The sequence below is a fragment of the Nocardiopsis sp. SBT366 genome, assembly GCF_001083815.1.
In the GTDB taxonomy this organism is placed as follows: domain Bacteria; phylum Actinomycetota; class Actinomycetes; order Streptosporangiales; family Streptosporangiaceae; genus Nocardiopsis; species Nocardiopsis prasina.
Genome location: NZ_LAVM01000005.1, coordinates 1 through 13440 on the forward strand (window position 1 = coordinate 1; position 13440 = coordinate 13440).

General features: G+C 71.9%; 11 protein-coding genes. 2 read left to right on the forward strand and 9 right to left on the reverse strand.

All coding sequences use genetic code 11. The annotated features are described in order from the left end of the window. Window positions 1-48: 48 nt before the first annotated feature. From ADX84_RS02285 to ADX84_RS02300, 4 genes are all read right to left on the reverse strand, one after another. Window positions 49-345 (reverse strand): WXG100 family type VII secretion target, encoded by a 297-nt coding sequence (locus ADX84_RS02285; protein ID WP_049566612.1) that lies wholly within the window; start codon window positions 343-345, stop codon window positions 49-51. Between the two features lie 143 nt (window positions 346-488). Beyond that, window positions 489-1142: a hypothetical protein gene (locus ADX84_RS02290; protein ID WP_049566615.1), complete on the reverse strand. Its 654-nt coding sequence runs from the start codon at window positions 1140-1142 to the stop codon at window positions 489-491. Between the two features lie 48 nt (window positions 1143-1190). Continuing rightward, on the reverse strand, window positions 1191-1547 hold the full coding sequence (locus ADX84_RS02295; RefSeq protein WP_049566617.1) for a hypothetical protein: 357 nt from the start codon (window positions 1545-1547) through the stop codon (window positions 1191-1193). A 42-nt stretch (window positions 1548-1589) separates the two neighbouring features. Further along, window positions 1590-6800, reverse strand: a complete 5211-nt coding sequence (locus tag ADX84_RS02300; RefSeq protein WP_049566620.1) for a hypothetical protein — start codon at window positions 6798-6800, stop codon at window positions 1590-1592. Window positions 6801-7052: 252 nt separating this feature from the next. Between ADX84_RS02300 and ADX84_RS02305 the strand changes: the two genes are divergently transcribed. After that, window positions 7053-8534, forward strand: coding sequence for a hypothetical protein (locus tag ADX84_RS02305; RefSeq protein WP_049566843.1), 1482 nt, complete (start codon window positions 7053-7055; stop codon window positions 8532-8534). A 34-nt stretch (window positions 8535-8568) separates the two neighbouring features. Here ADX84_RS02305 and ADX84_RS02310 read toward each other — a convergent pair whose 3' ends face one another. The 3 genes from ADX84_RS02310 to ADX84_RS02320 form a co-directional block, all read right to left on the reverse strand. After that, entirely contained in the window at window positions 8569-9135 is a 567-nt protein-coding gene (locus ADX84_RS02310) for a hypothetical protein (RefSeq protein ID WP_049566624.1), read from the reverse strand. 4 nt (window positions 9136-9139) lie between these two features. Next, complete coding sequence (locus tag ADX84_RS02315) at window positions 9140-10633, reverse strand: PQQ-binding-like beta-propeller repeat protein (protein ID WP_049566627.1); 1494 nt, start codon at window positions 10631-10633, stop codon at window positions 9140-9142. 118 nt (window positions 10634-10751) lie between these two features. Next, window positions 10752-11384, reverse strand: coding sequence for a YigZ family protein (locus tag ADX84_RS02320; RefSeq protein WP_049566631.1), 633 nt, complete (start codon window positions 11382-11384; stop codon window positions 10752-10754). Window positions 11385-11662: 278 nt separating this feature from the next. Between ADX84_RS02320 and ADX84_RS02325 the strand changes: the two genes are divergently transcribed. Next, complete coding sequence (locus ADX84_RS02325; protein WP_049566634.1) at window positions 11663-12280, forward strand: superoxide dismutase family protein; 618 nt, start codon at window positions 11663-11665, stop codon at window positions 12278-12280. Between the two features lie 28 nt (window positions 12281-12308). Here ADX84_RS02325 and ADX84_RS02330 read toward each other — a convergent pair whose 3' ends face one another. Both ADX84_RS02330 and ADX84_RS02335 read right to left on the reverse strand, forming a co-directional pair. Continuing rightward, entirely contained in the window at window positions 12309-13016 is a 708-nt protein-coding gene (locus ADX84_RS02330) for a membrane protein insertase YidC (protein ID WP_049566637.1), read from the reverse strand. Window positions 13017-13130: 114 nt separating this feature from the next. Beyond that, window positions 13131-13430 carry a DUF6412 domain-containing protein gene (locus ADX84_RS02335; RefSeq protein WP_156208008.1) on the reverse strand — a complete coding sequence of 100 codons (300 nt, stop codon included), beginning with the start codon at window positions 13428-13430 and terminating at the stop codon, window positions 13131-13133. Between the last annotated feature and the right edge of the window lie 10 nt (window positions 13431-13440).

Consider the following 13440-nt stretch of genomic DNA (forward strand, 5'->3'; position numbering starts at 1 on the left):
AAGCCCCGCGAGGGGCGCGGGGTCGGGGGTCGGAGCGGCTCGGAGCCGTCAGCCCTTGAGGCCCTCGCCGAGCTTCTCGTCGGTCTCGCTGAAGGTGGTGCCGACCTGCTTGAGGTACTTGGCGATGCCCTCAAGACCCTTGTTGACGTCCTCGAAGCCGCTGTTGAAGTCCTCGAAGAACGGACGGAAGTGCTTCTCCGCGGCGGGGGTGCTGTAGCCGTCCGAGATCAGCGCGTCGACCTTGGTCTTGATGCTCTGGAGGCGCTCGGTGAACTCGTTGAACTCCTGGGTGAGGGAGCCCGAGGTCTCCTCGGTCTTGTCGCTGTCGACGTTGTACGCGGGCATGTGTCTCTCCTCGTGTGTGTGCTCTCCGGGCGGCCGCGTCCGGCCGAGGCCCCGAGGGCCTTTCTGTGCTCATTGTGGCTGATACGTATTCGTGGGTGCTGGTTCGCCCCGGAACCCGCTGACCCGCACCGGTTGGCGGAGATTCAGGTGTCCTCGTCCGCGGGGACGTCGCGCTCCCAGAACCGCGCGGAGCCGGTGATGGCGTCGAAGAGGTCCAGGACCTCGTCGACCTCGTGTGAGTTGGGGCTGGTGCAGCTGACCAGGATCCGCTTGTCCAGGCCCGGGTACTCCATGGCCGTGTGCATGGCCACCGTGCGCACGATCGCCTCGTCGGTCTCGTAGTCCGTGATCCCGTGGATGCGCCCGCACTGCCCCAGCCCGGACTCGGTCAGGTCGACGACGCTCTTGCGCAGCCAGGTGCCCTCGCGTGCGGTGGCCGAGTCCTGGTAGACGTAGTCGACCAGGCGCAGCGGGTCGATGGTGTTCTCCCCCCGTCCCGCAGGGAAGGCGAACACGCAGACGGTCGCCATGAAGAACCCGTCGTCGTACTCCTGGAAGGCCCCGGCTGCCGAGATCAGCCCGGACCCGGTGGCCTCGTTGGTCACCCTGGACATGTCGGCGATCAGCTCGTTGAGCGCCTCGGCCTCCTCCGGCCGGTTCCCGTATGTCTCCAGGACCTTGGCGCGCAGCTCGGCGAGCGCGTTCCCGGACAGGTCGTACTGCGTCCAGCCTTCCGGAAGCGCGTAGTCGAACAGGATGTCCCGCTTCGGGACGTCCTCCTCGAACAGATAGGGCATGGCGGTCGGTTCTCCTCGTGCGGGCGGGTGTGGCTCTCCGCGGTCTGGCTAGACGGCGGACTGGTTGGGGTGCCCGGGGGGCGGAGGGCCTGCGGGCGCGGACTTGTCCTCACTCAGGCTCGTGCCCAGTTCCGTGTCCGCCTCCTCGAAGGTCTCGATCACGGGGGTGAGCGCCTGGAGTAGGGCACCGAGGTCCTCGGCCTGGCGCTCGTAGTTCTTCTTGCAGTCCTTGCCGTAGTCCTTGGCCTTGTCGACCAGGTTGCCCGGACCGATGTCCTCGGCCCGGTCCTCGGGGCTCCGGTAGGAATCGCCCTCCTCGGCTTCGGCGAAGGCGCTCTGGATCCTGCCGAGCGACCCCCGCATGTCGATCAGGGCGTCGGTGTCGATACTGACGATGGTGGCCATCCGGCCCCCTTCCTGGTTCGTGCGTCATCCGGCGGTGCGGTGTCAGCCCTGGTCCCGCATCTTCTCCACGTCCTCCAGGCTGACGTCGTAGAGCTTCGCGAGCCTTGCTTCGAGGACCTTCCTCTGCGCCTGGGCCTCGGCGAGGAAGCGGTCCGCCCGCTCCTGCTCCTCGACCGCACCGGGGTTGGAGTGCTCGGTGTCGCGGGTGGCCTCGTACTCCTTGAGGTTCTCCTCGGTGAGCAGCTTGTTGAGCGCGTCGAGCTGGTCCTCGACCTTCTCGCCCTCGCGGAAGTCCTCGTGGAACTCGTCAAGGTACTCGTCGCGCAGGTTGTTGCGCATGGCCTGGTGGCCCAGCTCCAGGGGGAGGCCGGGCAGGCCGTCCGCGCCCGCGTACCGGCCCTCGGCCGCCGCCTTGGGGATGGCCGTGCCGAGCTGCATGAAGGACTGCACCACGTAGCTGGGGTTGGGCGTGCCATCGGGCCCGAAGGCGATGCCGTCCGAGAGCCAGTCCAGTCCCGTCGCCTCGGCCGCGAAATGGCGGGCGAAGTCGAAGCCCGTTCCCGCGACCACGTTGAGGATGTTCTTGAACAGCTCGAAGGGGATCGCCTCGACGGCCGCCCTCCGGGTGTTGGGCATGTCGGTGACCGGATCGCGGCCCGGACGTTCCGGGCGATCGGAGCCGCGTCGTCCCTCCCCGTCTGAGGTGGTTCCCGACCCGTCGCGGCCGGAGCTGGCGGTGCCGCCGTCGGCCGACGGTCCCGGCACGTCCACCCGGTGCTGGGTGCCGTCCGGTGCGCTGACACGGACGTGGTTCTCGGTGACGCGCAGCTCGGGGCCACCCCCTCCGGGGTCGACCCGTGCTCCTCCCCTGGCGTCCCTGACCGTGGTTCCGTTGCTCGCGTCGGTGACCTCGGTCCGCCCCGAGGCCGTCCGACTGCCCGCGACGTCCCCGCCGGTCTCGAACCTGATCTGCTCGGGTGAGTTCCTCGGGTTGCGCCACTGGATCCCGCCGTCGCCGGTGTGCACCGGACTGCGCACTCCACCCCTTCCGGGGTCGGCCGTGACCTCGATGCTCTGGGCACCGTTGCGCCCGCTCGTTCCAGCGGGACCGGTGGACACCTCCCACGTGCCGGAGTCACGGCCGGTGCCCCGCGCGCTCAGGCCGTCGGGCGTGATGTCGACGGTCCGGTCGCCGGAGCCGACGGTGCCGGGTTCCCGGCCCGGGGCCATCGTCGTGTTGACCTCGTTGCCCCTGGCCCAGACGCTCGTCCCCTCGCTCGTGGACACCGAGTTCTCGTGCTGCGAGCTCTCCCCGAACGATCGACGGGGTTCCCTGTCGCTCCTGGTCTCGGCCACCCTCTCGCCCGGGATCACGCTGCTCTCGTCCGTACGCGCGGTCGTGGAAGCCTCGCCGTCGGACACCCGCACCCGGTCTCCGTCGGTGTCGCCCCTGAGCTGTCCGGGGCCGGAGACGCTGAGCCGTCCGCCACCGTTGTCCGCCCGGTGGCTCCCGTCCCTGGTGCTCACCGCGACGGAGCCGTCACCGCGGCGCGTCACCTCCAGGGAGTTCTCCCTTCCGCCCGGAGCCGCCATGCTCACGTCTGCGTCTCCCGATGTGCGCACCGACCAGCCGTACGGGCTCTCGACGCGCATCGCGGGGGCCGAGCCCGGCCCGCCACCGCCACGCCCCGGCTCGATCGTCACCCTGGTGAGCGTGCTGCCGTCCGGGGAGCTGATCACCATGAAGGGTGAGTCGGCACCGGGGCTCAGGGGCAGACTCGGGTAGGTCTCGCCCCTTACGGGCGTACCGTCCATGTTGTAGGTCCGCTGTCGGCCGCCGTCGACCACGCGAATCGCCCTCGTTCCCTGGTGGTCCACAACCTCGACCCGGGCCCCGTGGTCGAAGCTGACCTGTCCCGGTTCAGCGGTGACGTTCCCGGCCCTGAACACGGGCCGGGTACCGCCCCGGGTGTCGGCCTCCTGCCGGAGGGTGGCGTCGTTGCTCTGTGAGAAGACGGATGCCCGGAGGTCGATGCCGCCGTCCGCGCGGATCTCGGCGCTGGAGGGGCCGCCCCTGACCCTTCCGGTGCCGTCCTGGCGCAGTGCGAAGTCCACGCCGTGGTCCGCATGGGACAGGTGCGCGGAGTCAGGCCTGACCTCGGCTCGGGCGTCGCCGGATTCGACCCGGACCGTCCCGTCGGCACGGTCGAAGCCGTGCGAGGAACCACCGGGGACGTCGACCCGGTAGCCGTCGACCCCGACCTCCGCGTTTCTGCCCGTGGTCGGGTCGGTCACCTGGGAACGGGGAGGACGCCCCGTGCTGTCGGCTGCCGCCCGGGTGACGTCGGGGCCGTCACCGTCCATCCTCTGGTCGACGGGGCCGTCGCCGGTGTGGCTGACCCGCAGGCCGTCCGCGTCCTGGCGGACGGTGAGACCGTCCTCGGTCCGGACCTCGTTGCCGTTCGCGTCCCGCGAGACCGAGACGTCGCCGTCTCTCGTGGACACCGTCAACTCGCCGTCGCGGTAGGAGGCGCGCCCCCTGCCGCCGGGGCCGGTCACCGCCAGGTCGCCCGTGCGGATGGCGCCGTCGCGCTGGGAGCGGACCGACGAGCCGTCCGTCGAGGACACCTCGAAGCCCCTGCCCGTACTCCGCACGCCCGTGCCGTTGACGTCCGCTCCGTCACGGGTGACGTTCAGGGTGAGGTCCGATCCGCCCTCGCTGGCGGCCGGGTAGCGGTAGGAGGTGTTCTGCTCGCCGTCCGGTCCACGCGTGGTGGTGAACTCTCCCCGGCCGGTGGTTCGTGTGTGGGTGACGGTCGAACCGTCCTGGGCGGAGGCACCGGAATCAGCACGCGGGGAGTCGGGGGGCTGGGTGTCCTCACCGCGCTGGCGGGGCGCGGCCTCGCTGGAGGTCTGCCCCGGGGACCGCTGCTCGGGCCGGATCGGTTCCTGCCCGCCGCGCGCTGGCGCGGACTCCTCCGCTGACCGCCGAGGGCTCTGGGAGCCGGGCTCGCTCTGGGCCCGGTCAGCACTCGGGGTCGGGGACTCGCTCGGGTCCTGACCGGTGGTCCGAGGAGCGGGGTTCGGCTCTGTCCCGCCGTGCGTCGATGAGGCGCTCCCGTCAGAGCGCGCACCGGGTCGGGCGGAGGCATCGAGGGCCTGACCATCGCGGTTCCCGGATGAGACGTCCACGTCGTCCGGTTCACCGACCCGTGTCCGCGAACGATCGGGGGGCTGCGGTGTGTTCGTGCCGCCCCCGGACCGGGTCACCGGCGCGAACTCCTCCCTGGGTTCCCCACCGGCGTCGCGTCCACTCCGGCCCTCACCGGAGTCACGGCCGCCCGCTCCGTCCCCGGACTCGGACGCCGAATCCCGCGAACCACCCTGGTTGGTCGGGTTGCTCGCGTCCGAGTCGGGGGCCGGGTCGGCGGAGGTCCGTCCGTCACCGGACCCACCGACGACACCATCCGCGCTACCGGCGTTCGGGGCACCAGCCGTGTCTCCAGTCCCAGAGACGTCACCGGAACCGGTGGGTGTGGCACCCGTACCGGCGTCACCCGAGCCTGCGGAACCGGTAGCCTCCCCGGCACCGGAAGCATCACCAGAACTCATGGTCGCAGCACCCACAGCAGAAGCGCCGGGACCTGTGGCACCGTCAGCACCGGCACCCGACACGGATGGTCCACCGGTGCGGCCGCTGCCCGAATCCTCCCCCGTGCCGGAGGGGCTGGTGTTCCCAGAGCTCCCACCGTCGGCACCAGCGAAGCCACCAGAGTCCGTGGAAGCAGCGGCGTCAGCGGAACTGGTCGCGTTCTCGGCCCCACCGGACGACGTGTTCGTGGCTGCCCCAGTCGCGGGATCAGCTGGGGACGGACCGGCAGCCGTTCCGCCCTCCGGGCCTCCCCCGTCCACGGAGCCACGTGTGCCCGTTCCGTCCCCGGTCGTCGCGGTGCTCGACTCTCCGGAGCCGCCGCGGCCCCCGGAGTTCGTCCCGTTGTCCGAGGACGCGCCCGAGTCCGGGGGTCCATCCACGTCAGGCCCGGAACCGCCGGGGTCCGGCGTCGAGTCGGTTCCACCGCCACCGGAACCGCCGTTGTCCGCACCGCCCCCGAAGAAGGTGGGCAGCGTCCCGTTGTCCTTGAGTACCCCGGCGGTGGACCCTGCCGCGCTGGTCCCGACAGCGGTCAGCGCCTCGCTGGTCCAGTTGATGTCGCTGAGGCTCCTGCCCTCACCCGCGACCTGCACCGTGACCGACGATGCCATGCTGGCCGCGCTGTCCTTGGCGATGGTGGTGGCGATCTTCCCACCCGTGGTGTTGGCCGCCTGGCTCACCCTTCCGGCCGTGGTTCCGGCCGCCCGGCTCACCCTGGCGGGAACCGCGCGGCTGGCACCGCTGCGGACCGAGGAGGCCGCCCTGGACACACCGCCGCGCAGGCGCCCCGGGGTGCGGGTCGCCGCCTGGCGCGCCATCCCGGTGACCGCGCGCCCGCCCTTGAGCAGGGTGCCGCCGGGGATGAGGGAGAGCGCGTCCATGCCGAGGGTGACCACGGTCTCCATGTTGAGACCGAACTTGCCCTCCTTGACGAGGGAGGACGTGCTGATCGCGAGGACTGCGGCGGCCAGGGCGATACCGAGTCCGGGGATGAAGATGGCCGCCAGGCCCGCGACGACCATGGCCACCGCGTACAGCAGAGGGTTCTCCTCGACCCATGTGACGATCTTGTCCAGCCAACCCCACAGCTTGCGCGGGCTGCCCTGCTTGGCCTCCTCCAAGGCGTCGGCGCACTCGCGGGCGGCCTCGTCCATGTCGTTGAGGACGCTGGTCAGCCTGGTGATGAACGCGTCCCGCTCGGGGTCCTCACCGTCGACCCTCTTCTTCCAGGCGTCGGTGTCCTCCAGCGCCGTGTAGGCCGAGGCGGCCTGGTGGGCGATCGACGCGCTGTCCTGACGGGCCGTTCCGAGGGAGATCTCCCACTTGTCGAGGGCCCTGTACCCCTTCTCGTAGGCCTCCTGGGCCTTGTCCAGGTGCTTGGGCAGCTCGTTGACGAGCTCCTTGAGGGCCGCGACGGTGTCGCCCTCACCCAGGGAGTTGCCCTCGAGGCGCCGCATGTCGGCGGCGGCCTGTTCGGCCGCGTCCGACAGCCTCTCGTAGAACCTGCTCAGGGTGCGGACGTCACTCGTCTGCCACGGAACGGGGTCGTCGGGGCGGTCGAGCAGGTCCCACCGGAGGTACTCACGAGGTTGTTTGGCCACGTCCCGAAGTACTCGCTTTCCAGGTCCGACAGGGCACCGTCGTGATCCGCGCACAGGCAGCGGCACGAACAGCCAGGGGTTCGCGGGGCTCGGGGGCGTAGGGCAACGCGCGAGTCCGACATCATAGACTCCCACCCCCGTGAGTGAACAGATGCCTCGAAAGGCCCCCGAGTTCCCGTGAACCGGGAGGAGTCTTTCCGCATCTTCCCCCCGGACGATCCCACCAGCGCAGACACCAACGGGAGAGAGCGCGTGACCCTGACAGCGGCGGCACGACCCCTCGGAACACGGTCGGCGGCGACGCGGACGGCCCGCACCGCCACCGGCCTCGCGGTCAGCGCCTCCCTGGTGGCGGCTCTCCTGTCCGCGACCGCGTCCCCGGCGAGCGCCGACACTGGGGGCACCTACGACATGTGCCCCCAGGTCTACTACTACGTGGTCCCGGAGGGCTCCCCCGGGCTCGAGGCGATCGCCGACCTCATCCTGGACGACCCCGAGCGCGCCGACGAGATCCACGAGCTCAACGCGGGCCGCACCCAGTCGGACGGCCAGGCTCTGGGCGAGGACCGCGCGCTCCAGGCGGGCTGGCGGCTGGTGGTCCCCTTCGACTCCGGCGGGGAGGGCGTCTACGAGGGCCGCGACCCGCTCTGCGTGGTCGCGGTCGACCAGGCCAACGCCCAGGGGGTCGCTCCACCGAGCCCGCACCCGGCGCCGCCCGCCTACTCCCCGCCTCCCGAGGAGGAGCCGTCAGCTGAGCAGGGCGAGGTCACCGACGTCACCCCGCAGGACGACAAGCCCAAGATCGACCCGCGTCTCCTCGCGGCCGGTGCCGCGGTGCTGATCCTGCTGACCCTGCTCACGCTGTTCTGGCAGCCGATCGGCCGCGCCATCGCCTGGCCGTTCCGCAGGATCGCCGCGCTCCCCTGGCGCAGGCCCCGCAAGCCCAGGTCCGCTCGGATCGCAGCGGCGACGCGTCGCCGCCGGGCCGCGACCGAACGCGTCACGGCGGACCCCGACGCCGTCCACCGGGCGGGGGGCGCCCACGCCGACCTCCTCGGAGCCCCCGCCGAGGTTCCCGCCCGTCCCGTCGCCATCCTGACCACGCCCGGGGAGACGACCGCGATCGTCCCCGCCGGAGCGACCCCTCCGGCGACCTCGTGGCGGGTCGTCGACACCACCACGTGGCGCTACGCGCGCGGCTCGGGGTCCTCCGGCCCGCTCAACTTCGCCGCGTCCACCCACACGATGGTCCGCCCCGTGGTCAACGGGGTCCTGGCGTGCCTGGGCACGCTGGAGGACGGAGACGCGCTCGTCCACGTCGACCTCACCAGGACGCGCGGTCTGCTGGCCGTGGGCGGGGACCGCACGATCGCCGCCGACGCGGTGCGCGTGATCGCCGACGCGCTCCACTCCAAGGGCCTGACGGTCCGGGTCCTGCGGTCGGGTCAGCCGCTCCACTCGTTGGTGACCGCGGCTCCGCCCGACCTGACCGCCCCGGACCCCGTCCACGGCCTGGAGCACAGCGCCGAACACCCGCTTGTGGTGGTGGTGCCGCGTCCGCTCGGAACCGCCGACGAACACGTGCTCGGCGGCATCCCCCCGAACACCCTCGTGGTGGGCACCGGGGAGTCCATCCACGCGCGCTGGCAGTGGGAGGCCCACGAGGACGGCACCGTCGACACCGGGGCACTCGGCCTCAGGGTGGTCCTGCGGTTGCCCGAACGCCGCCAGTGAGCGGGGCCGCCGCCCTCGGGGGCGCCGGGCTGTCTCAGCCCGGGTTCCCGGTGCGCTCCTCGCGCTGGATCTCGCGGACGCGGCGGTAGCTGACGACCTCGTGGGGGAAGGGGACGCGGAGGGCGTTCGGGTCCATGCCCTCCGCGAGCAGCGCCCGGAAGAGTTCGTCGGGGGTGTCGGTGCGGGCGGTGACGTACGTGCCGTTCCGGCTGACGATCTCGACGCCCTCGCCCGCGCGGGCGTTGGTCAGGTTGAACCTGCCGAGGCGTCGCGCGTGACGGCCCTCGAAGCGCGCCCTGCCGACGTACCCGACCGAGCCGACCCGAAGCCTGACGCTCCGGTAACCCGCGTTGATCTCCAGTTCGCCCTTCGCGACCCTGACGTGGACGCTGGAGACGTACACGAGGGTGCCGCCGAGAGCGGCGGCGAGAAACAGCACCGCGCCGAAGGGCCACCAGAACGCGCCCTCGTCCACGATCAGGATCCCGGTGCCGACCACGACGATCGCCAGGGCGGTCACCATTCCCGCGATCCGCAGCACCGGGTTGGTGACGACACCGCGCTCGTAGCGGGGCCCGGGGGCCGGTGTCCGGTCGCTCACCGGATCAGCTGGCGGCGTCGGAGGGGGCGGGGGACTCGGAGTCCTCGGCGTCCCCGTCCTGCGCCTCCTCGGTGGCTTCGAGGTCCTCGGGCGCGGGACCGAGGACGAAGCGCTGGCGGTCCTGGACGAGGATGGCGTGACCGGTGTCGGTGATCGCCTCCACGTAGGCGGAGAGCTCGTCCCCCACCACGTCCATGGTCTCGGCGTCCAGCACCAGCTGGAGGTCGCCGTCCTCGTTGGAGCGGGAGTCCCCGTAGACGAGGCCGCCGTGGGCGAAGGCCGGGGAGATCGAGCCGTCGTCCTCCTCCAGGCCCCAGCGGACCTCACCCTCCACGAGGTCGACGGCGACCATCGTGGCCTCGCCGCTGGCCTGCGACAGCAGGAGCGTCCCGGTGTCGGGGTCGTGCAGGAGCCCGGGGTAGCCGGCCTCGTCGAAGTGCCGGGAGACCGGGTTGGTGCCCGCCTCCTCCAGGGTCCACAGCGGCTCGCCGTCCACGGTGTCGTGCGCGGAGAGCACCGAGGGCGCCTCGGGCTGGGCCCAGCGCAGCAGCACCGTCGCCGGGTCGTCCGCGTCCTCCGCGTCCTCCGCGTCCTCCTCGGGCTCGGCCTGGGGCGCCGGGAACACCCCGAGGATCTGCGGGACGGGGGTCGGCGCGGTGGCGGGCAACCCCAGTTCCTCGTCGCTCGCGGCCACCGACCACAGGAGTTCACCCGCGTCGTCGGGGTCGAGCGAATGGGCGCGCAGGACGGAGTCCCCGGAGTCCAGCAGGACGGTGTCGTCCCAGGCGGCCACCGGCACGCCCAGGCGCTCGGGGTCGTCCGCGCTGGCCTCGGTCTCCTCCCGGTCGGTCTCCTCGTCGGCGTCGGTCTCGCCGTCCTCCGACTCCGGATCCTCCGACTCGGGGTCCTCCGCCTCGAAGGTGTAGGACCACAGCTCCTCGCCCTCGGTGTCCAGCACCGAGAAGTCGCCGTGGGGCTCCTCCGCGCTCCACTGGGCAGGGCGGCGCACCGCGAGGCCGTCCAGGTAGAGGTCGCCCTCCTCTGCCGGTTCCCAGAGTCTGTCCCCGTCGGCGTCCAGGACGAAGGGGGTGTCGTCCGCGTCCGTCATGAGCAGGACCGACGCACCCTCGGTGTCGGTGTCGAATCCCCGGAAGCGCGCCTCGCCCTCCCAGAGGGTGTCACCGGTGGCGGCGTCCTGGAGCAGGTGGCGGTCCTCACCGCCGGAGCTGATCAGGAAGGCACCGCCGACCGAGCTGATCCGCACGCCCAGGGGGTCGTCGAGGATGTCGTGGGAGTCCGCGCCGTCACCGTGCAGGTGGCGCAGGACCTCGCCCTCGATGCCGGGAGGCGCGTCGCCCTCGAACTCCGTGGGGATCGGAGGTGGCTCCTCCTCCGGTGCGGGAGCGGGCGGCTCCGGTTCAGGATCACCGGTGCACCCCGCGACCAGCAGCGCCGCAAGGCCACAGGTCAGCGCCTGAAGCACCCGTGAGCTGCGCATTGACGGTATCTCCCCACGAAACGATGACGTTTACGGCAAATCCTAAGCCGGGGAGCGGCCAGGTGGATACACGGTGTCGGCCACTCGTTACGGCCCTGTGAGCGCGCCGTTCCCGGGCTCAGGCGCCGATTTCGGGCTCCACCTCGATGGTGGTGACTCCCCTCACCTCGGACTCGGCCCGGCCTCCGGTCAGCTCGGCGAGGCGGACCTCGAAGTCGGGAAGTTCGGCCTCGGGCAGCGCCACCTCGATCCGGACCCGCTCCTCGTAGGCGACATCCCGGACGGTGACCGAGGAGTCGCGCAGGTCGCTCTCCAGCCGACCTCCGAGGACGTAGTCGGCGAACACGTCCACCACCAGGAGTCGGCGCCGTTCCAGCAGGCCCAGTTCCTCGACGGCGGCCGACACCGCGTTGCCGTAGGCGCGGATGAGCCCGCCCGCGCCCAGCTTGGTCCCGCCGAAGTAGCGGGTGACCACCGCCACCGTGTCGGTGATCCTCCGGTGGCGGAGCACCTCGAGCATGGGCACCCCGGCGGTCCCGGCTGGTTCGCCGTCGTCGCTGGACCGCTGGACGCCTCCGTCGTCGCCCAGCACGTAGGCGGTGCAGTTGTGGTTGGCGCTCCAGTGCTCCTTGCGGCGCTCGGCGATGAACGCGCGGGCGGCGTCCTCACTGTCCACCCTGGCCATGGCGCAGACGAACCGGGACTTCCTGATCTCGATCTCGTGTTCGCCGCCGCGCTTGATCGTTCTCATGTCGCCTGTTCAGAAGGGTTCGTGGTGGGACGCACCAGTCTGCCATCCCTGAGGGGGCCGGCCTCCTGCCGCACGGTCTGCTGGTACGGTCCCCTCACCGGAGGGGCCCAGGAGCGCCGGGAGAGCCCGCGCAGCGGGGGCCGGGCGCACGGGCGCGCCCTCACGAGGGCGGTGCCGCCCCTCCGCCCACACCACAGTTGCCGCACTGGTAGTTATCCCACATGCACTTTGGGTAACGTTGCGGACAGCCACAGCACTGATCCCCGGGGAGTCCCGACATGCGCACCACGCCACCCGCCGTCGGTCTGGTCCTGACCGCCCTTCTCGCCACCGGGTGCGCCCAGGGCGCCCCCTCCACGAGCGACGGGGCGACCTCCACGGACAACCCCGCCGCCCAGCCCACCACCGCCCCGAGCGTGACCGCTTCGATCTTCCTCCCGCCGGGCGAGAGCGCCGGGGCGATCACCTACGACGAGACCGCGGTGCCCGAGGGCGCCACCGCCGACGTCCAGGTCCGTGTCCAGGACGGTTCCACGTTCGTGCAGTTCACCGGGACCGGCCTGGAGGCGGACCGGGACTTCGGCGCCCACGTGCACACCCGCCCGTGCGGTGACGACCCCGCCGACGCCGGGCCGCACTACCAGAACGAGGTCGACCCGGCGGCGAAGGACGACGAGCCCTCCACGGACCCCGAGTACGCCAACTCGGAGAACGAGGTCTGGCTGGACATGACCACCGACAACAGCGGCAACGCCTTCGTCACCTCGACGGTGGACTGGGAGTTCCGCGAGGGCGAGGCGCACTCCCTGGTGCTGCACGACGAGCACACCGCCACCCACGAGGGGCACGCGGGCACCGCCGGGGACCGCCTAGCCTGCGTGACCGTCGAGTTCTGAGGCCCGCGGGCGGCCCCGGCGGCGGGGCTCAGTCCGGCAGCACCCTGCGCAGCACCACCTTCTCCGCGAGCGCCCAGGTCGTGGAGGCGAACAGGTAGATCCCGGCCGCCAGCGGCACGCACGCGGCGATGACCACGGTCATGAACTGCATGTAGGAAAGCGCCGCGAGCATCGGGGGCTGCGCGGGGTTCTCCCGCATCATCGGCAGCACCACGTAGCGACGGTTGGCCCAGGCCACCAGGGCCAGGAGGACCAGCAGCGCGGCGAAGACCGGCGGGACCAGGAGCCCCTCGACGCTGGCGACCAGGGTGGATCCCAGTTCGATACCGCCGAAGGTGTGTGCGAGCAGGGGCTCCTCCCCCGGTCCGGCACCGATGAACAGCCCGTACAGGGCCACGACCAGGGGGATCTGCACGAGGCCGGGCAGGCAGCCCGCCAGCGGGGAGGTGCCCGCCTCCGTGTAGACCCGGCGCTGTTCGGCGAGCATCCGCTCCGGGTTTTTGCCGTGGCGTTTGGTGATCTCCGCGAGCCTGGGCGCGATCCGGGCGCGCTGCTTCTCCGCGCGCACCTGGGCCACCCCCAACGGCAGGAGCAGGAGGCGGACGGCGACGGTCAGGCCGACGATCGCCAGCCCTGCGGCCAGGGCGCCCGCGAGCGGTGTGAGCGTGGTGGTGAGGGCGGCGAGGACCGCCGAGAGCATGCTGATGACGGCCGCGATCGGCCCGAAAGTGTACAAGGTCGGGACCCTTCGTCTGGGTGGGAAGTTCAGACGTCAGGCCGCTCGGAGCCGAGCCACGGCACGGGCGTGCGTGGGCACAGCGGCGTGCGTGGGCACGCGTCCGGGCGTGGGTCAGCGAGCGGCCGGAAGGGCCGCGCCGGGGGCTCGGGGACGCGGTCTGCCCGCCGCGTCGGGGTCGCACAGGGTGAGGACGGGGAGTTTCCTGGCTCTGCGGCGCATCGCGTGCGCCGTGCCGGTGGCGGTGTCGCCCACCGGCCACAGGGCCGTACCGCGCAGGGCCAGCCAGGTCAGGGCCGCGCCGACCGCCACGACCAGCAGGGTCAGGGCGCCGCCCTCCACACCGGGGAGCGGGAGGTCGACGGGGAGGAAACCGAGGGTGAGGAACTCGAAGAAGGGCATCAGGTACTGCACGCGCGCCCTC

Coding starts and splice junctions, on each gene's coding strand:
- ADX84_RS02285 (WP_049566612.1), bottom strand. CDS start 345: ATGCCCGCGTACAACGTCGACAGCGACAAGACCGAGGAGACCTCGGGC.
- ADX84_RS02290 (WP_049566615.1), bottom strand. CDS start 1,142: ATGCCCTATCTGTTCGAGGAGGACGTCCCGAAGCGGGACATCCTGTTC.
- ADX84_RS02295 (WP_049566617.1), bottom strand. CDS start 1,547: ATGGCCACCATCGTCAGTATCGACACCGACGCCCTGATCGACATGCGG.
- ADX84_RS02315 (WP_049566627.1), bottom strand. CDS start 10,633: ATGCGCAGCTCACGGGTGCTTCAGGCGCTGACCTGTGGCCTTGCGGCG.
- ADX84_RS02320 (WP_049566631.1), bottom strand. CDS start 11,384: ATGAGAACGATCAAGCGCGGCGGCGAACACGAGATCGAGATCAGGAAG.
- ADX84_RS02325 (WP_049566634.1), top strand. CDS start 11,663: ATGCGCACCACGCCACCCGCCGTCGGTCTGGTCCTGACCGCCCTTCTC.